At 57.2% G+C, this 17,274-nt stretch carries 19 protein-coding genes; 11 read left to right on the top strand and 8 right to left on the bottom strand.

Annotated features, from left to right (window positions below):
* Window positions 1–7: 7 nt before the first annotated feature.
* Genes HNQ59_RS06935 through HNQ59_RS06960 form a run of 6 tightly spaced genes read right to left on the bottom strand, consistent with a single transcriptional unit; the run spans window position 8 to window position 5,168 of the window.
* Complete coding sequence (locus HNQ59_RS06935; protein ID WP_184036984.1) at window positions 8–469, bottom strand: Lrp/AsnC family transcriptional regulator; 462 nt, start codon at window positions 467–469, stop codon at window positions 8–10.
* The gene (ahbB, locus tag HNQ59_RS06940) at window positions 462–1,538 is read right to left on the bottom strand and encodes a siroheme decarboxylase subunit beta (RefSeq protein WP_184036986.1); all 1,077 of its coding nucleotides are present in this window, start codon (window positions 1,536–1,538) and stop codon (window positions 462–464) included. Before ahbB ends, HNQ59_RS06935 begins: the two co-directional genes overlap by 8 nt.
* A 3-nt stretch (window positions 1,539–1,541) precedes the next feature.
* Window positions 1,542–2,726, bottom strand: coding sequence for a cytochrome D1 domain-containing protein (locus tag HNQ59_RS06945; protein ID WP_184036988.1), 1,185 nt, complete (start codon window positions 2,724–2,726; stop codon window positions 1,542–1,544).
* Window positions 2,704–3,033: a c-type cytochrome gene (locus HNQ59_RS06950; RefSeq protein ID WP_184036990.1), complete on the bottom strand. Its 330-nt coding sequence runs from the start codon at window positions 3,031–3,033 to the stop codon at window positions 2,704–2,706. Before HNQ59_RS06950 ends, HNQ59_RS06945 begins: the two co-directional genes overlap by 23 nt.
* A 9-nt stretch (window positions 3,034–3,042) precedes the next feature.
* Window positions 3,043–3,375: a c-type cytochrome gene (locus tag HNQ59_RS06955; protein WP_425491363.1), complete on the bottom strand. Its 333-nt coding sequence runs from the start codon at window positions 3,373–3,375 to the stop codon at window positions 3,043–3,045.
* Between the two features lie 53 nt (window positions 3,376–3,428).
* Window positions 3,429–5,168: a nitrite reductase gene (locus HNQ59_RS06960; protein WP_184036992.1), complete on the bottom strand. Its 1,740-nt coding sequence runs from the start codon at window positions 5,166–5,168 to the stop codon at window positions 3,429–3,431.
* Between the two features lie 401 nt (window positions 5,169–5,569).
* On the opposite strand from HNQ59_RS06960, the gene HNQ59_RS06965 reads away from it, so the two are divergent.
* The 9 genes from HNQ59_RS06965 (at window position 5,570) to HNQ59_RS07005 (ending at window position 12,887) form a co-directional block, all read left to right on the top strand.
* Window positions 5,570–5,995: a c-type cytochrome gene (locus HNQ59_RS06965; RefSeq protein ID WP_184037224.1), complete on the top strand. Its 426-nt coding sequence runs from the start codon at window positions 5,570–5,572 to the stop codon at window positions 5,993–5,995.
* 45 nt (window positions 5,996–6,040) lie between these two features.
* Window positions 6,041–7,414, top strand: coding sequence for a cbb3-type cytochrome c oxidase subunit I (locus HNQ59_RS06970; RefSeq protein WP_184036994.1), 1,374 nt, complete (start codon window positions 6,041–6,043; stop codon window positions 7,412–7,414).
* Between the two features lie 221 nt (window positions 7,415–7,635).
* On the top strand, window positions 7,636–8,163 hold the full coding sequence (locus HNQ59_RS06975; RefSeq protein WP_246490888.1) for a cytochrome c oxidase subunit 3 family protein: 528 nt from the start codon (window positions 7,636–7,638) through the stop codon (window positions 8,161–8,163).
* A 24-nt stretch (window positions 8,164–8,187) separates the two neighbouring features.
* Window positions 8,188–8,433 (top strand): cytochrome C oxidase subunit IV family protein, encoded by a 246-nt coding sequence (locus HNQ59_RS06980; protein ID WP_184036998.1) that lies wholly within the window; start codon window positions 8,188–8,190, stop codon window positions 8,431–8,433.
* A gap of 23 nt (window positions 8,434–8,456) precedes the next feature.
* A complete protein-coding gene (locus HNQ59_RS06985) occupies window positions 8,457–9,281 on the top strand; it encodes a CbbQ/NirQ/NorQ/GpvN family protein (RefSeq protein WP_281397190.1) in 825 nt (274 codons plus the stop codon).
* Complete coding sequence (locus HNQ59_RS06990) at window positions 9,278–9,649, top strand: hypothetical protein (protein ID WP_184037000.1); 372 nt, start codon at window positions 9,278–9,280, stop codon at window positions 9,647–9,649. The genes HNQ59_RS06985 and HNQ59_RS06990 overlap by 4 nt, the downstream gene beginning before the upstream one ends.
* A gap of 157 nt (window positions 9,650–9,806) precedes the next feature.
* Window positions 9,807–10,274, top strand: coding sequence for a bacterioferritin (bfr, locus tag HNQ59_RS06995; RefSeq protein WP_184037001.1), 468 nt, complete (start codon window positions 9,807–9,809; stop codon window positions 10,272–10,274).
* Window positions 10,275–10,461: 187 nt separating this feature from the next.
* Window positions 10,462–12,318, top strand: a complete 1,857-nt coding sequence (locus tag HNQ59_RS07000; protein ID WP_184037003.1) for a nitric oxide reductase activation protein NorD — start codon at window positions 10,462–10,464, stop codon at window positions 12,316–12,318.
* A gap of 218 nt (window positions 12,319–12,536) precedes the next feature.
* On the top strand, window positions 12,537–12,887 hold the full coding sequence (locus tag HNQ59_RS07005) for a hypothetical protein (protein ID WP_184037005.1): 351 nt from the start codon (window positions 12,537–12,539) through the stop codon (window positions 12,885–12,887).
* 229 nt (window positions 12,888–13,116) lie between these two features.
* Here the strand turns inward: HNQ59_RS07005 and HNQ59_RS07010 are convergent, their stop codons facing one another.
* Both HNQ59_RS07010 and tsaE read right to left on the bottom strand, forming a co-directional pair.
* Window positions 13,117–14,484, bottom strand: a complete 1,368-nt coding sequence (locus HNQ59_RS07010; protein ID WP_184037008.1) for an N-acetylmuramoyl-L-alanine amidase — start codon at window positions 14,482–14,484, stop codon at window positions 13,117–13,119.
* The gene (gene tsaE / locus HNQ59_RS07015) at window positions 14,454–14,942 is read right to left on the bottom strand and encodes a tRNA (adenosine(37)-N6)-threonylcarbamoyltransferase complex ATPase subunit type 1 TsaE (RefSeq protein ID WP_184037228.1); all 489 of its coding nucleotides are present in this window, start codon (window positions 14,940–14,942) and stop codon (window positions 14,454–14,456) included. Before tsaE ends, HNQ59_RS07010 begins: the two co-directional genes overlap by 31 nt.
* 277 nt (window positions 14,943–15,219) lie before the next feature.
* Between tsaE and queG the strand changes: the two genes are divergently transcribed.
* Both queG and HNQ59_RS07025 read left to right on the top strand, forming a co-directional pair.
* A complete protein-coding gene (gene queG, locus HNQ59_RS07020) occupies window positions 15,220–16,308 on the top strand; it encodes a tRNA epoxyqueuosine(34) reductase QueG (RefSeq protein ID WP_184037010.1) in 1,089 nt (362 codons plus the stop codon).
* 95 nt (window positions 16,309–16,403) lie between these two features.
* On the top strand, window positions 16,404–17,201 hold the full coding sequence (locus HNQ59_RS07025; protein ID WP_184037012.1) for a substrate-binding periplasmic protein: 798 nt from the start codon (window positions 16,404–16,406) through the stop codon (window positions 17,199–17,201).
* The last annotated feature ends 73 nt before the right edge of the window (window positions 17,202–17,274 follow it).

Here is a 17,274-nt window from a genome sequence, read left to right on the forward strand (position 1 = left end):
ACCGCTGCTATGCGGGGAGATAAAGGTTGACGAAGAACTCTTTCTCCTTGGGCATGGCCAGAACAGCAAGGCCGGTGGCGGTTTCAATCCGCTCTAGTGTTGTCTGGATGGCTTGTGGATCAGGGCAGGCGACCACAAACCACATATTCAGTTGATGTTGACGTTGGTAGTTATGCGCCACTTCGGGAAAGGCATTCACCAGACGGGCAACATCTTCGAACTGCTCCTCGGGTACTGACATGGCGGCCAAGCAAAAGCGGCCACCCATTTTCTCGATCTGGAACAGCGGCCCGAACCGGGTCAGCATGCCGGCATCCATGAGCGACACCAAGCGTTGCAACAAGGTGGCCTCGTCGATGCCCAGCTGCTCGGCTACCTGTCGATAGGGGCGGGGACAGATCGGCAGGCCGTGTTGCAGGGTGTTGATGATGGCCCGATCCAGTGTATCCAATACTGGCGTGTCATCCATAGTTGGCCCCGCATTGTTTGTAGCGTTGCGTGCTGAACAGTACCGCCTGTCGGTACGCGCCCAGCTGGAGCTGCCGGGTCAACAGCGCGATATTGGCCTCGACTGCTTGACGGTGCTTGCCGTGAATCATGCAGAACAAGTTATAAGACCAGTCCGGTAGCGATCGTTGCCGACGATAGCATAAGGTGATGCCAGCCTGGCCAGCCAGCTTGTGGCCAATCGCATCGACCTGCTCGTCCGGCACATCCCACACGACCATGGCATTGGCAGTGTAGCCCAGCTCGCGGTGCCGCAGAATCAAGCCCAGACGCCGAATGGCGCCCATATCACACCAACTGTTCAGTTGTTGCATCACCCAGGCCTCGGTCTGTTCGATACGATCGGCCAGCTCGGCAAATGGGCGACTGACCGGGGGCAGACCCTGTGCCAGCTGCTTCAGCAAGGTGCGTTGTTGGGGGGTTGGCTGTAGTCGCTGCGCGGGGACGTGTCTACGCGGGCAGCTGCCATCACGCAGGTCGAAACCGAGGTCGATGTGATAGTCGCTGACCAGGGGTAACGAGATGAGTGGTAAGCCGATGGTCTGCCGGATGCTGGCCAGTACCGCTTCGCGTTGCTGTTCGGTTGAGGTGGTGATCACAAACCACAGATTGAATGCGTGCTCACGAGCGTAGTTGTGGTTGACCTCGGCATAGGCCGATATCTTCTGCGCGATCTCTGGCAGATCTTCCGGTGGCACGGCCAATGCCGCAAGGGTGGAAAAGCCGACAGTGTTGGGCTGGAACACCGCGCCGACACGGCTGACAACCCGTTGATCGAGCCAGCCATGCAAGGTATCCAACACGTCCGATTCCTGCACACCCAGCTCGTTGGCGATCACCAGGAATGGCTTGGGAACGACTGGCAGGCCTCGTTGATAGCTGTTCAACAATTGGTAGCGCCAATCCTGCTCGGTGGTTGCCTGCTGGTGTAATTGGGTCGCAGCCTGCTCCGGTTGTGGCAAGTGGGCTACATGGTCGGTTGGCGGATGATGGCCTGCAAGCAGGTGTGAAAGTCTGTCGGGATTTCCCATGATTTACATCCCAATGCGGTGAGCCCGCCAAGTGAAGAAGATGCCGGAGGGACTACGTGCTGGCAGTGATGCACGTTGTTCGAAAGTGTCGGTGCGGTACACCACCACTTCATTGCTGTCCCGGGCCGACAGCCAGACTTCGTCCCCACGGGCGGTGAATTCCATATGTAAGATGGCCTTGCCAGGGGTGAGTGTGGTGATGACTTGCAGGCTGTCGGTGTCGATGACCTGCACTTTGTCGTTATCGGGGAAGGCAAAATTGACCCAGACCCGCCGATGGGTCGGCTCGACCATCACAAACACCGGCTGCCCCAGTACAGGCACCTTGGCTGTCGGTTGCCAGCTCTGCCGGTCAGCCACCAGCACGGCGTGTTGCCCGATGGCGGGCAGGAAGGCATGACGCGAGGTCAGCGCCCAGCCGCGCAGATGCGGCATCTTATAAACTGGCAATTTCTCCTGCCCTCGTCCATAGTTAGGCAGGATACGCTGCGCGCCGCGCTCTGGGTGCCAGGTATCAAGCATGGCCAAGCCATCCTCACCAAACAGGCCCGCCAGATAGTGGCGCCCATCTGGGCTCACCAGCCCATCATAGGGCTGCATGCCGGCGGCAAAGCGCTGTACGCTGGGCTTTCGGGGCTGGCTCAAATCCGCCAGCCAGATTTCGCCGCCTTCAAACAGCGCATAGGCAAAGCGGTTGCCCGGCAGATCCGCCAAGCCAACCACCTTGGAAGGCCGGCCCGCCGAGGTGATGGCGGGGATGTCGGCCAGTGGGGCCAGGGTGTCGGCATCGAATACCCGGATGCCGCCCGGCTCGTAATTCTGTGCAACCAATAACCGGCCATCTTGCGAGATGGCGCCGCCAATGCTGTTGCCTGCTTGCAGAATGCGCCTGTCGATTCGTTGTGCCAACAGATCCAGCTTGGTCAGCCCGCCATCGCGGCCAAAAATATAGGCGTAACGAGCATCACGCGAGAACACAACAGACGCGTGCGACAGATCACCCATCCCTTGGATGGTGGCCAGGCTACGACGGCTCTGTTGCTCGATGATCTGCACCGCACCATCAGCCCGTTCGATGACCACGCCCAGGTCGCCGGTGCCACGCAGCACGGGGGTGCTGCAGGCACCCAGCAGCCATAAACAGCCAATCAAAGCTAGACGGCACTTAGCGGGGAGGGGCAGGCGCATGGGACTCTTCACTGCGTAGCGTATCGATCAGCCACGCGACTTCTGACTCTGTCAGAAAGCGCTGCCAGGGCGGCATGGCGGTGCCAGGGCGACCGTACAGGATGGTAGCGATCAGGCTGTCGCTTGGTTTGTCACGCAAAGCAGCAGCGGTCAAAGGTGGACCGAGTCCACCTTGTCGTGTCATGCCATGGCATGCGCCACAGTCCTGTTTCAGCAGATGCAGCAAAGCCGCCTGCCGCGCAGGCTCGGGCGGCGCGGCAGCAGCCAATTGGCACAACAGCAGAAACAACAGAGGCAGCATACGCATGGCAGAGGATTACTGAGTCAGGATGAACTGCACCATGGTCTTGAAATCAGCGTCGCTGCCCTTGCCTTTGTTAGGCGGCATCGGGACTGGGCCCCACACACCGGAGCCACCATCGGCCACTTTCTTGACGAGCTGTGCTTCGGCCCCGGCATTGCCTTTATATTTCTTGGCAATCTCCTGGAACGAAGGACCCACCAGTTTCTTGTCCTTGGCGTGGCAGGCCACACAGCCAGATTTGGCCAGCAGGTCTTGTGCTTTGGCCGCATCGACAGAGGCGCTGGCCGGGTTGGCCAGCCACAGACAGGCCACACCGGCCAGTGCTAATAATGTACGCATCAACATGATCGACTCCTTCTCATCTGACAGGGCGGCGTGTCGCCGCCCATTTGTGAAAATCAATAAATATCGTGCTGGGTGTTGTAAACGTTGAACTTACCTGTTGGTGTGATCAGTTTCGGATCTGCGATCACCTTCTTGCAGGTACGGGTCTTGTCGTCTACCACCACGATTGCAGAGCGTTTGTCCTTGGCGCTCCACACCGAGAACCACACCTCATCGCCAGCCTTGTTGTATTCCGGCTGGACGACCCGTTTGGCCCCTTCACCCAGATCTTTGGCGCAACCTGCGATATCGATGATCTGCGCAGGTTTGTTCAAATTGTTGATGTCATAGACAGCAACTGATTGGCTGATCTTCGCATCGGGGTTGAATGGCGTATCCACCCACAGATTCTTCGATTTCGGGTGGGTCTTGATGAACAACGAACCGCCCCCCTGGCCTTTCAACACTTGCACCACTTTCCAGGCGTTGGCTTTGTGTTTGACCGGGTCGGTGCCAATCAGGCTGATGTCTTCCGAGCCCAGATGCGAGGTGGACCACACCGGGCCGAAGGTGGGGTGATTGAAGTTCGCACCACGCCCTGGGTGCGGAATCTTGCCCACATCGACCAGTGCTGCTCGTTTACCGGTGACTGTGTCCACCACAGCGATCTTGTTTGATTGGTTCGCCGCCACCAGGAAATAGCGCTTGGTGGCATCCCAGCCGCCATCATGCAGATAGCGGGCGGCGTCAATGGTGGTGGTTTTCAGGTTATCCAGATCTGAATAGTCCACCATCAGAATCTTGCCTGTTTCCTTCACGTTCACCACGAACTCTGGCTTATGGTGGTTTGCCACAATCGATGCCACGCGTGGCTCTGGGTGGTATTCCTGGGTATCGACAGTCATGCCTCGGGTGGCCTGGATCTTCAGCGGCTCCAGCGTATCGCCCTTCATGATCACGTACTGTGGCGGCCAGTAAGAGCCTGCAATCGCATAGGTGTCTTCGTAACCCTTGGCTTTAGAGGTATCGACTGAGCGTGCTTCCAGCCCAACGCGGATCTCTGCGACGTTGTCGGGTTTTTCCATCCACAGGTCGATCATATTGATCTTCGCATCCCGCCCGATCACGAACAGATAACGTCCGGATGCCGACAGGCGCGAGATATGCACTGCATAGCCTGTCTTCACGATATTGACGATCTGCTTGCTGTCTCCATCGATCAGCGCAATCTCACCCGTGTCACGCAGCGTGACCGAGAACAGATTGTCGATGTTGAAGTTGTTCATCTTCTTCTTCGGGCGCTTCTCGGCAGGAATCAGCACCTTCCAGGTCTTTTTCATCTCCTCCATCCCGAATTCCGGTGGGGTGGGGGGCTCTTGCTGGATGTAGCGCGCCATCAGATCGACTTCATCATCCGTCAGCTCACCCGACGTACCCCAGTTGGGCATACCGGCTGGCGAGCCATATTTGATGAAGACCTTCAGGTAGTCGGTACCGGCGGCCAGGGTCTTGTCAGTCGTCAGCGGCTTACCCGTGGCGCCTTTGCGCAGCACGCCATGACAGCCAGCGCAACGCTCGAAGTAGATCTGCTTGCCGATCGAAAACTCTTTTTCCGTCATCGGCGGCGCTTTGGGGTTCACGTTCTGGTGCATCGGCTCGTTGGCCAAGGGCGATCCACCCCCCGCCGTATACTGTGTTGCCGGCGTGGAGCTGTGCTCCTGCTTGGCGTTATCGGCAAATGCCTGACCGATGGCCCATGGCAAAGTCGCCATCACCACCAGTTTCGCAATCGTTGAATATCCCTTGCGCTTCATCTTGTTCTCCTTGATCGGAACGGGTAACGCAGACTTGCCCGAGAGATGAACGTCGTGTGCAGAAAATGCAGCCAGACAGGTGCTGGTGGCCAATACGACAATCAGTGGACAAGTTTGATGGATGACAGCATCGCTGTTTGGCGGTTTGTTGGCATTGATGCGTATCAAATGCAGCCAGCTTGATTGAAAATCGAAAGAACTAGCCTGATAGGTCGAAAGAACTATTTACTGGCAGCAGTCCAGATAAAACCCATTTGATATATATGGATGATGGGTTGGATTGATTGAAATGATTAACCGAGAAAAACACTCGGTTTTATCGAATGATTGATAAGCGTCAATGAGTCGAGACCATGATCTTCGCTACAGTGATGGCATCCAGCCAACAAGGGAGCGAACCGATGAGTGGTACCTTCACCAAATCCACCGCGCGAAACATCTTTTATGGTGGCGCGGTGTTCTTCTTTCTGCTGTTTCTGGCGCTGACCTTCGACACAGTCCAGACGCTGCCCAAACATGACAACAGCGCCAATCTGACCGAGCAGGTCGTCCGTGGTAAGCATATATGGGAGACGCGCAATTGTATCGGCTGTCATACCTTGCTGGGCGAGGGGGCGTATTTCGCACCTGAGCTGGGTAATGTGTATGTGCGCCGTGGCCCTGATTTCATCAAGGGTTGGATAAAAGCGCAACCCACCGGGGCGCCAGGGCGTCGGCAGATGCCGCAATTCAACCTCAGTGAAGGTGAGCTGGATGATCTGGTGGCTTTCCTGAAATATGCCTCTGAAATCAATACCGCCAAATGGCCGCCCAATATTGAGGGCTGAGCCGGTAGTTTTTCTGTGAACGCGTGGATCAATATGGAGAAAACCATGCAATATTCATCCCAGGCGGTGGCGAAGCCCTATTTCATCGCTGCCATTGGCCTGTTCATCGGCCAGATCCTGTTTGGGCTGGTCATGGGGCTGCAGTATGTGGTGGGTGACTTTCTGTTTCCGGCCATTCCTTTTAACGTGGCGCGGATGGTGCATACCAATCTGCTGATTGTCTGGCTGTTATTCGGTTTCATGGGTGGTGCCTATTACCTGATTCCTGAGGAGTCCCAGCGCGAGCTGCACAGCCCGCGCCTGGCCATCATCATGTTCTGGATCTTTTTGGTGGCGGGGGCGTTGACGATCTTGGGCTATCTGATGGTGCCCTATGCTTCGCTCGCCAAGATGACGGGTAACGACATCTTGCCGACCATGGGCCGGGAATTCCTGGAGCAGCCGTTACTGACCAAGGTTGGTATCGTGGTGGTGGCGTTGGCGTTTCTCTACAACATCAGCTTGACAGTGTTGGCGGGTCGTAAAACCACTATCTCGCTGGTGCTGTTGCTGGGGTTGTGGGGGCTGGCCATTTTCTTCCTGTTCTCGTTCTATAACCCGTCTAACCTGGTCAAGGACAAGTATTTCTGGTGGTGGGTCGTGCACCTGTGGGTGGAAGGCGTGTGGGAGCTGATTCTGGGTGCATTGCTGGCCTTTGTGCTGGTCAAGGTGACGGGTGTGGATCGGGAGGTGATCGAAAAATGGCTGTATGTGATCATCGCTATGACCCTGATCACCGGCATCATCGGCACAGGCCACCACTACTATTGGATTGGTACACCTGAATACTGGCAATGGTGGGGTAGCATCTTCTCCGCACTGGAGCCGATTCCGTTCTTCATGATGACTGTATTTGCATTCAATATGGTCAATCGCCGTAAGCGTGAGCATCCCAACAAGGCTGCGACCTTATGGGCATTGGGTACAGGTGTGATGTCGTTCCTGGGGGCCGGGGTCTGGGGTTTCCTGCATACGCTGGCACCGGTCAACTATTACACACACGGTACGCAAATCACTGCGGCACATGGTCATATGGCCTTCTACGGGGCGTATGCGATGGTGGTGATGTGTATCATCAGCTATGCCATGCCGGTATTGCGTGGTCGCGAGGCTAACCCAGAGCGTTCGCAAGTGATGGAGATGTGGTCGTTCTGGCTGATGACCATCGCCATGGTGTTCATCACCTTGTTCCTGACTGCGGCGGGTATCCTGCAGGTATGGCTGCAACGCTACTCTGCTACACCGATGCCATTCATGGCTGCGCAGGATCAGGTGGCCATCTTCTATTGGCTGCGTGAGGGCACGGGTGTCGTGTTCATGATCGGGTTGGTGCTGTACGTGATGAGCTTCTTCGTCAAAGACCGCCCTGCCGCAGCTTGATAAGGCAATACGTCGAGGAAAGAACGCAGCGTAAGCTGCGTTTTTTCTTGGCTGGGTGACTGGCCAATTGCGCTCGGCCTGATCAACATCAATGTCCGCCACTGGGTCGTCATGCTTCAATGCAGGCTGGCCACTTTGTTACTGGGTGCGATTTGAACGCGCCATCCGAGCTTTCCTCCATTCGTCCGCAATCCAAAGCCCCTTTACCAGGGGATCTGGCCATGTGGTTCTTCATCTTGGCCGAATTGCTGGTGTTCGGGCTGTTCTTTGTCGCCTATGCTGTGACGCGTGCCAAACACCGTGATCTGTTCGCGACGATGCAAGCGACATTGGACACCACGTCCGGCGCGATCAACACAGCGCTATTGTTGACAGGCAGTTACCTGGTGGTGCGGGCGGTGCAGGCCATCCAGCTTGGCAGGGGGCGGCATTGTGCGCAGTGGCTGGTGGCAGGGTGGGGGTGTGGTGCGGTATTTGTGATGATCAAGCTGGCCGAGTTCGCTGACAAACTGGGGGCCGGGGTCACCTTGTCCAGCAATGTGTTCTACATGTTCTATCTGTCGTTGACGTTCTTTCACTTTCTGCATGTGTTGTTGGGCATGGTGATTCTGGCGGCCTGTGCCTGGAAAGCCTGGCAGGGCGGCTATTCGCAAGCGGATCATGCTGGCGTGGAGACAGGGGCAGCATATTGGCACATGGTCGATCTGGTGTGGGTGGTGTTGTTTCCGCTGGTGTATGTGATGCGATAGTTGCGGCCATGCAAGGAATGTCTGATGCAAATCAATGTGGCAACGGGGTGTTGGGTGGTGTTATTGAGCCTGACAGGGGCGGCATGGTGGGTGGCCGAAGCGCATCTGACCAGCCCGATCATCATGTTGGGCTTGGCTGGTGCCACCTGGGTGAAAGGGTGGCTGATCATCGATCACTTCATGGCATTGCGGCGGGTCAGTTGGCTGTGGCGTGGGCTGGTGTTGGGTTGGTTGAGTAGCGTGTTGTTGCTGATTGCAGTGTTTTATTGATGGCCGATGGGTTGGGGGTACGAATGAATGATCGATATGCACCGGATGGACGGGTAGATGTGATGGAAGATTCGATACCGTTTTATCAGCCGGTTGGCCAGGAGTGCGAGTTGTTCGAGCGTGCTTTTCGCCACCGTTTGCCGTTGTTGATCAAAGGGCCGACCGGCTGCGGCAAGACCCGTTTCGTAGCACATATGGCGGCCAGATTGGGCAGGCCGCTGATCACGGTGGCCTGTCATGATGACCTGACCGCGGCGGATCTGGTAGGGCGGCATCTGATTGGTGAGAGTCAGACCTATTGGGCCGACGGCCCATTGACGCGGGCGGTGAGGCAAGGGGCAATCTGCTATCTGGATGAGATCGTCGAGGCGCGCAAAGACACCACGGTGGTGCTGCATCCGCTGACCGATGATCGGCGGATTCTACCGATAGACCGGACGGGCGAGCAGTTGCATGCGCCAGAGACGTTCATGTTGGTGGTGTCATACAACCCAGGCTATCAAAATTTGCTGAAGAGTCTAAAGCCCTCGACCAGGCAACGTTTTGTCGCGCTGACATTCGATTTTCCGCCCAGCGCCGTCGAAACCCGGATCGTCACGCACGAGAGTGGTGTCGAGCAGGCCATGGCACAACGGCTGGTCGAGGTGGCCCAGCGCCTGCGGCGTCTGGCGGGCATCGATCTGGACGAGGCAATCTCAACCCGCCTGTTGGTGTATGCCGCCAACCTGATCCGCGCTGGATGTGAGCCGGTGATGGCCTGCATTGCCGCCATGGTCGAGCCGCTGACGGATGATGCTGATACCGCTGCAGCGCTCAAGGAGGTGATCCGGGCCGGCTTTGCACCATGAGCCCGGAAGACAAGCAGATCGCCGCTCGCGCAGCCTTGTGGAATCTGCTGAACATCACCTTGTTGCCTGGCTTGGCATTCGCGCTGTTGGTGATGTTGGCCAGGTTGCATTGGCAGCATGGCACGCCATGGGTGCGGGGCCATGTCCGAGGGGCGGTGGCCACCAGTATCTGGTCCGGGGTGCTGTTGGTGGCGGTGTCGGCGTTGCTGGTGTGGGGAATCGGCTGGGATCAGCCAGCCACCTGGGTGGCGTTGATCCTGTATTTCACCTGCTGCCATTCTGCATTGATCCTGTTTTCGCTGTATGCATGGTCGCGGGCGGCAGCGGGTAAAGCCATGCGTTATCCCTGGCCGGGTTTGAAAGGGTAGGTGCTGGGCAGTCTGTCCGGTTGATGTTAGGCTTTCGCCCGACTGGTGCTGTCTTTCAAGCAAATTCCATTCCGCATCGCAGGCTTCCCTCGGCCCACAGCACCGGTGTCGGGCAGAGCAGGGGTGTCGGCGGTTCACAATCATTCGGTGGTGCTTTATGCAAACACAATCCCAAGTTATCGATGTCTTGAATGCCTTGCTGGCTGGTGAGCTGATGGCCCGTGATCAGTATTTCATCCATTCCCGCATGTATGAGGACTGGGGGCTGACCAAGCTGTATGAGCGCATCGGCCACGAGATGGAAGATGAAACCTTGCATGCTGACCGGCTGATCCGCCGCATTCTGTTCCTGGGTGGCTCGCCCGGCATGATCCCTGCCCATCCACTCCGGATCGGCAACACGGTGCTGACCATGCTTGAAAACGACCTGGCGCTGGAGTACGAGGTGATCACCGCTCTGCGCAAGGCCATTGCCGTGGTCGAAACCGCGGGTGACTATGTGACGCGGGAATTGCTGGAACAGATGCTGGATGATACGGAAAACGACCATGCACATTGGTTGGAGCAACAATTGAAGTTGATCAAACTGATGGGCGAGCAAAACTATATTCAGTCTCAACGATAACGGGTTCTGTCTGCATGCTGGTCGTCGGGGCATGCGTGGGCCGAGGCGGGTACCGGGGTGATCCATCGTCGCCACATGCCCCCTTTGCTCAGCTGAGTGGCGTGCCTGATGGCTGGTCTGGCTCCAAAGCCAGATTCGGCGCGGGCCAGGGAGCCATGCCGATAGAACCCAGGCAAGGAGCCCTGCGATGGAAGAAGTCATTGGTGGTTGGTGGGACAAGCTGATCAGCCGTGTTGCCTACCGAGGCCACCCCGAGGCCGCAGTCAGCCTGGCTGACATCGCCAAGTTGGCGCCGGTGTTTTTCCGGGCGCTGGGTGGCGACCCTGGCCTGGCCGTGGCGGCTGGTGACGCCAGCGCCCATGGTGCCCGACGCACTTGGCTGGAGCGGGTCGCGGGAACGGGAGCCCACTATGATTACGCCTGGGTGGATGAGCAGACCTTGTTCCTGCCGCCCAAAATCGACATCTTCCCTGCACCTGCGCTCAATCGAGCCCTTTATCTATGGCTGATCGCCCTTGCTGCGACACAGGTTGATCACACCACTGATACCACCTCTACACCAGCAGATTGGCTGCAACGGAGCGCGCTGGCCTGCCAGCGGGTGCTGGAGCACTGGCCTGGTCTGGCACAGACATATCGGCAGCTGGTGACTGCGCATTTGGCACAGCGCCCCGATCCGGCCAGCCTGCCTGCCGATGAGGGCAGGGCTGAGCGAGCGATCCGTGCGGCGCTGCAGCACCCGGAAGCCGCCCAGGTCTTGCCCGCCACCCGGCGCCCGCCCTGGCCGGTGGCACTGTGGCTGCATCCAGTGCCCCCCGCCCAGCATGGTGGGCGCACGGCAGGCGAGATAGGCGACCCTCCTCCTTCTGCACCTCCCCAGCCCGATTCAGACCGCTTACGCAAGCGGCGTGGTGAGGCGGTGGATATGCCTGAGGCAAAAAACGGCTTGTTGATGTTGTTCCGGGCCGAGAGCCTGTTTTCCTGGGCCGAATTCATCAAGGTCAATCGGCCATTGGACGATGATGAGTCGCAGCAGGCCGCCAAGGCCGCAGATGATCTGGATGTGCTCAGCGTGACTCGGGATGGAGACACCACCGCCAGTCGCGTCCGGTTTGACCTGGATCTCCCCTCGGAACACGCTGACGACTTGATTCTACGTGATGGCATTCTGCTGCCGGAGTGGCACTATCGAAAACAGCGTCTGCAGCCTGACCATTGCCGTTTACAGATGATGTTGGCCCGGGATGCGCAGCCATGTGGCCTACCGGATCATTTGAAATCGACAGCACGGCGGTTGCGTGGGCAGTTGCAAGCGCTGAATGCCCTACGTACCCGCCTGCGTGGGCAGCCGGTGGGGGATGAGCTGGATCTGGATGCCTGCGTGCGTTTTCTGACCGACCGACGATCCGGTCATCAACCCGAGCCAGCCTTGTTCAGCCAGTTCCGCCACAACCAGCGGGATATGGCCAGCCTGCTGTTGGCCGATCTGTCCATGTCAACCGACAGCTGGGTCAATCAGGATCGGAGAGTGATCGATGTGATCCGTGATGCCTTGTTCCTGTTCAGCGATGCATTGCATGCCATGGGAGATCAGCACGCCTTGTATGGCTTCTCCAGCGTGCGTCGTCACCATGTCCGGTTTCAGGTGGTCAAAGGCTTTGATGAGCCGGTCAATGACCAGATCCGAGGTCGCATCATGGCGCTCAAACCGGGCTTTTACACCCGCATGGGAGCGGCAATCCGCCAGGCCAGCCAGATCCTGGCCGCACAGCCAGCGCACCACCGGTTGTTATTGGTGCTGACAGATGGCAAACCTAATGATCTGGATCAATATGATGGTCGCTACGGCATGGAAGATACACGGCATGCGATTCAGGCTGCGCGGGGTATGGGGTTGACACCATTTTGTGTCACCATCGACAGTGAACACCAGCACTATTTGCCATATCTGTTTGGGCAACATGGCTACCTGGTTGTTTCCGATGCGACTGATTTGCCGAATCGTCTGGTTCATCTGTACAAAAACATTGTTACCGTTCATTAGCATATTATTGCTAGATAACGTTGAAATTATTTGATTTTGTTGGATTCTCTACCAATAATCCAATTGACATAATTAAATCAGGGTGTGCCATGGCCTATAACTCGTGCGTTATCAGACTTGCAAATCCGACCAACCAAGGCTTTCGAGAGGTGCAACTGCTCCCGCCCATATTGGAAGGGTTGTTTGACCATGAAGATGGCTGCATTGTGACGCTGTGCATGGATAAGCTTGAAGATCGCATCAATCATGACCGGGGCAGCCTGTCCAGCTTGATCAGTGACTTGGAAAGCCTGAATCGGGTCTACCGCGACATCGAATCCAATCGGCCATTGGGCATGCCGGTGTTGAATTCACGAAGAAGGAATGTCGAGCGTCAGATGGTGGTTGATCAAGGGCGGCACCAGCTGTATGCGCTACGCAACCTGGGGGCTGATGAGTTGCCGGTCGTGGTGCCTGCTGGCTTGGCTGAACAGTTTGAAGCAGCATTTGGCCCCCACGTCGAAGCCTTTCCCAGGGATTGGCTGGGTGCTGACCCCGCCATCTTGCCCCATCTCACCCGCAGCAAGTAATCAGCCCAGGCAACCCGTGACGATCTGCCACCAAGGTGCGGCCTTGTTGGCAAGGCTTCATGTTGCTCGGTGGCGCGTGCCAACAGAGCCAGAGGTGGCCTCATGCATGAGGCCGGTCTGGGTGTGGTTGACACGTCCTTGTGTGGGATCGACCGTCGTGGGCTGTGGGCTGCGTCCCTGTCTGGCAATACCCGGTTCAGGGTGATCGGCCCGGCCTGCCGGGCCGCCCTTACGCAATCCGTGTTCTAGCCAAAGGCGGGTTCTTGGCGAAATAGCGTCGAATGCCATTACTGATGGCCTTCGCCATCTTGTATTGGTAGTCTTCGTCTTTCAGGCGGCGCTCCTCCTCCGGGTTGGAGATAAAAGCCGTCTCAACCAGAATCGACGGGATATCCGGCGCTTTCAATACCGCAAAGCCAGCCTGTTCCACCGCCTCTTTATGCAATTTGTTGATGCCGCTCAGCTCTGCCAACACGGATTTCCCAACCCGGAGGCTGTCGCTGATGGTGGCGGTCTGGGTCAAGTCGAAAAGGGTGTGCGCCAAATAAGGGTCTTTGACATTCACCAATTTGACGCCGCCAATTAGATCCGCATCGTTCTCCTTCTTGGCCAGCCATTTGGCCGCCGTGCTGGTCGCGCCTTTTTCCGACAGGGCAAAGACAGAGCTGCCCCTTGCCTCGGGCCGTAGGAATGCGTCAGCGTGTACAGATACAAACAGATCCGCGTTCAATTTACGAGCCTTGGCAACGCGCCCAGCCAGGGGAATGAACACGTCTTCGTCACGCGTCAAGACAACTCGGACGTTTTGTTGCTTTTCCAGCGTTTCCTTGAGTTTTTTCGCGATCGACAGCACGATATCCTTTTCGCGAGTGCCGCTGGCGCCAATCGCCCCAGGGTCTTCGCCGCCGTGGCCAGGGTCGATCACGATGGTGATCAGCCGATCGACCGCCAGTTTGCGGCGGTCAACCTCATCGTCTTCCTTCTCTTTGCCGCGTTTGCCAGGCTTTTCAGTCTGTGCCGTCTCGGTGTGCCCATCTTTTTCCGGCAGTGTTGGCTTGTCAGCCTTGTCATCCCGGGCTGCCTTGGTCGGCTCGTCCTTGGGTTTGCTTTCCATGCCGCCCAGCAATGTTTCCGCACTGCCTGGCGAATACAGATCAATCACCAGCCGATGCTGGTATTCGCCAACTGGCTGAATGGTGAACACCTGTGGGCGGACTTCGGTTTTGAGATCCAATACCAGCCGCACCACGCCGGGCTTGAAACGCCCCGCGCGCAGTCGTTGGATAAAGGGGTCATCCGGCCCGACCTTGTCTGCCAGGCTTTCCAGCGCCTTCGAGAGATCGACCCCCTCGATGTCCACCACCAGCCGCTCTGGGTTCTTGATCGAGAGGGTCTTGAAAGTCAAGGCCTCTGTGGATTCAAGTGTGACGCGGGTATAGTCGGTGGCGGGCCAGACGCGCACTGCTGCAATCACCGGCTGGCCTTCAGCCTGGCCAATGCGTGTCAGTGTCAGAAAAAGCGCAGCCGCGCCAGCTTTCAAAAACCGGCGGCGCGACTCAGCGGGAGTCAGTTCGGTGGGGTAAATCGGCTCAGGCATTGGTGACCACGTTCAGTAAGCGCATCGATCCGGATGTGCCGACCCGTATCGGCCAAATCCAGGTAAATAGCCAGATCGGGAGTGGGTAATAGGCCGCTGGCTTTGTCTGGCCATTCCACCAGACAAATCGATTCGGCATTGAAATATTCCCGGAAACCGGCATCTTCCCATTCAAGTGGATCGTTGAATCTATATAAATCAAAGTGATACAAGTATAAGCTAGAAGTTACATAAGGTTCAACCAGGGTGTAGGTCGGGCTTTTGACTTTGCCCTGAAAACCCAGGCCCCTCAACAGACCTCTTGAAAAAGTGGTTTTACCCGCGCCCAGATCGCCTTGCAGATAGATGACCAGGCCCGGCTGAAGAGCACTGGCAAATTGCTGTCCGCACCGAAGTGTGCTGGATTCATCTGCCAGATAACAGGTCGATGATGAGTGTGCTTGGGGTAATGTAGACATCCAGGTGGCTCCCTCGACAGTTTTCCGCACGGCTGGCCTGTTGGCCGGGTTGAACAGGTCTTTCGATCCCAATCAAGTAGCGTTGGGGTTGCGATTATAGGTCAATCTCATACGATGACTTGAAAAACTCGCAGACTGGGCCAATGGCAATACCAACGGGTTGCAGGTAGCGGGTTGCCGCACCGGCGCCAGCCCGACAGCAATCAGATCAACAGAAGCCGCCCCTTTACAGTATCATCTCCGTGACGCCGCATTTGCTTTTCCGCATCTTTTGACCATGGATTTCCACGCACTCAAATCAGATATCAAACAATGGGCGTTGGCGCTGGGTTTCGGGCAGGCCGGGGTGTCTGGTGTTGATCTTTCGGCAGCGGAGCCCGGGCTGATGGCTTGGCTGGAAGCGGGCTTTCATGGCGAGATGGAATACATGGCCCGACATGGCTTGAAGCGGGCGCGCCCCGCAGAGCTGGTGCCTGGCACGCTGTCGGTGATCTCCTGCCGGATGAACTATACGCCCCCCCACAGCCGGAATGCCTGGGAAACTCTGGGTGATGGCGAGGCTGCCTATATCTCGCGCTATGCGCTGGGCCGGGATTACCACAAGGTGGTGCGTAACCGGCTACAGAAACTGGCTGATCGAATTGGTGAAGTGGCGGGGCCGTTTGGGTTCCGAGTGTTTACCGACTCGGCACCGGTGATGGAGGTGCAACTTGCGACCCAGGCGGGTAACGGTTGGCGGGGCAAGCACACGTTGTTGATCTCGCGTGAAGCCGGCTCGATGTTCTTTCTGGGCGAGATCTTTACCGATCTGCCGCTGCCCCCAGACGAGTCTGTGCAAGAGCACTGCGGACGTTGTACCCGGTGTATCGATGCCTGCCCAACCCAGGCGATTGTGGCACCGTACCGTGTGGATGCGCGCCGTTGCATCTCGTATTTGACGATTGAGCTGCATGGGGCCATCCCACTTGAGTTTCGACCCATGATCGGCAATCGGGTCTATGGCTGCGACGACTGTCAGCTGATCTGTCCATGGAATCGTTTTGCCCAGCATAGCCCAGAGCCGGATTTTGCGGTGCGACATGGCTTGGATCACAGTAGTCTGGTCGAGCTGTTCTCATGGTCTGAATCCACCTTTCAAACAAAGATGGCTGGTAGTGCGATCTACCGTATCGGCCATGAACGCTGGTTGCGCAATCTGGCTGTGGGCTTGGGTAATGCGCCGAGCACGCCCGCTGTTTTGGCGGCATTGCAGTCTAGAGCAGATGATGAGTCCGCATTGGTGCGGGAGCATGTGGCCTGGGCGCTGGCCAACCACATGGCGCGGCGCCAGGTGGCTGGGCAAGCAAAACCTGACGATGGCGGGTAATACAACTCTATCAAGGTGCCAACTGTGCGCCGGGAGGGGGATCTGGGGCAGGCTGTGGTGGATCAAGGGACATGATGGCAGATAGATTTTGTGTAATGCAAAGTATTGGGGGGGGGCTTACTTTGGTCCGGTGGAAAGGGTGGGCTTGCCTTTGGGTGCTGGTTGGGGTGTTGGCGAGCAGTGCGCGGGCTGAATTGACAATACGCCTGACCAACGGCGAATGGCCACCTTACCTGTCCCCGACGTTGCCGCATGATGGCTTGGCCTCTCGTATTGTCCGCGCAGCCTTTGCTGAACGGGGCATCAAGGTCGAGTATGGTTTTTTCCCCTGGAAGCGGGCATTTGAGTTGGCCAAGGAGGGGGCATGGGATGGCTCGGTGGTGTGGATGAAAAACCGGGAACGTGAGCAGCAATTCCATTTCAGTGCACCGGTGATCCACAGTGATTATGTGTTCTTCCATCGCAGGGGCTTGGTATTCGATTGGCGGGAAATCAACGATATCCGCCCGTATCGGATTGGGCTATCGGATGGTTATGACTATGGGAAAGACGTATCAGCCAGCCAGCGGAATGGCCAGTTGAAAGTCGAGGTGGCCACCAGTGATCTGATCAATCTGCGCAAGCTTGCCTGGGGGCGGATTGATTTGTTTCCCATCAATCGTGTCGTTGGTCTGTCTATGTTGTCACAGCTGAACACCGACGAAGCAGAGCGCCTGACATTTCACCCCAAGGCCCTGCAGATGGATACGCTGCACCTGATTCTCAACCGTAAGAATCCAAGCCATACCAAACTGATTGAGGAATTCAATAAAGGATTGGAGTCGGTACGGGCGCGGGGTGATATTGCCCGATTCGAACAAGAGGCTCGGGAGCCGACCTTCAAGCAGAATTGATGGTGCTGGTGCTGGTGCTGGTGCTGGTGCGCAGGGCAAAAACCGGGCCAAACCCGGTTTTTGCAGATCAGAC

Origin of the sequence: Chitinivorax tropicus (assembly GCF_014202905.1) — a bacterium.
GTDB classification, from domain to species: Bacteria; Pseudomonadota; Gammaproteobacteria; order Burkholderiales; family SCOH01; genus Chitinivorax; species Chitinivorax tropicus.

Coding starts and splice junctions, on each gene's coding strand:
- HNQ59_RS06980 (WP_184036998.1), top strand. CDS start 8,188: ATGCAAATCAATGTGGCAACGGGGTGTTGGGTGGTGTTATTGAGCCTG.
- HNQ59_RS07000 (WP_184037003.1), top strand. CDS start 10,462: ATGGAAGAAGTCATTGGTGGTTGGTGGGACAAGCTGATCAGCCGTGTT.
- HNQ59_RS06935 (WP_184036984.1), bottom strand. CDS start 469: ATGGATGACACGCCAGTATTGGATACACTGGATCGGGCCATCATCAAC.
- tsaE (WP_184037228.1), bottom strand. CDS start 14,942: ATGTCTACATTACCCCAAGCACACTCATCATCGACCTGTTATCTGGCA.
- HNQ59_RS06990 (WP_184037000.1), top strand. CDS start 9,278: ATGAGCCCGGAAGACAAGCAGATCGCCGCTCGCGCAGCCTTGTGGAAT.
- HNQ59_RS07005 (WP_184037005.1), top strand. CDS start 12,537: ATGGATAAGCTTGAAGATCGCATCAATCATGACCGGGGCAGCCTGTCC.
- HNQ59_RS06945 (WP_184036988.1), bottom strand. CDS start 2,726: ATGCGCCTGCCCCTCCCCGCTAAGTGCCGTCTAGCTTTGATTGGCTGT.
- queG (WP_184037010.1), top strand. CDS start 15,220: ATGGATTTCCACGCACTCAAATCAGATATCAAACAATGGGCGTTGGCG.
- ahbB (WP_184036986.1), bottom strand. CDS start 1,538: ATGGGAAATCCCGACAGACTTTCACACCTGCTTGCAGGCCATCATCCG.
- HNQ59_RS06975 (WP_246490888.1), top strand. CDS start 7,636: ATGTGGTTCTTCATCTTGGCCGAATTGCTGGTGTTCGGGCTGTTCTTT.
- bfr (WP_184037001.1), top strand. CDS start 9,807: ATGCAAACACAATCCCAAGTTATCGATGTCTTGAATGCCTTGCTGGCT.
- HNQ59_RS06985 (WP_281397190.1), top strand. CDS start 8,457: ATGAATGATCGATATGCACCGGATGGACGGGTAGATGTGATGGAAGAT.
- HNQ59_RS06965 (WP_184037224.1), top strand. CDS start 5,570: ATGAGTGGTACCTTCACCAAATCCACCGCGCGAAACATCTTTTATGGT.
- HNQ59_RS06960 (WP_184036992.1), bottom strand. CDS start 5,168: ATGAAGCGCAAGGGATATTCAACGATTGCGAAACTGGTGGTGATGGCG.
- HNQ59_RS06950 (WP_184036990.1), bottom strand. CDS start 3,033: ATGCGTATGCTGCCTCTGTTGTTTCTGCTGTTGTGCCAATTGGCTGCT.
- HNQ59_RS06955 (WP_425491363.1), bottom strand. CDS start 3,375: ATGTTGATGCGTACATTATTAGCACTGGCCGGTGTGGCCTGTCTGTGG.
- HNQ59_RS06970 (WP_184036994.1), top strand. CDS start 6,041: ATGCAATATTCATCCCAGGCGGTGGCGAAGCCCTATTTCATCGCTGCC.
- HNQ59_RS07025 (WP_184037012.1), top strand. CDS start 16,404: ATGCAAAGTATTGGGGGGGGGCTTACTTTGGTCCGGTGGAAAGGGTGG.
- HNQ59_RS07010 (WP_184037008.1), bottom strand. CDS start 14,484: ATGCCTGAGCCGATTTACCCCACCGAACTGACTCCCGCTGAGTCGCGC.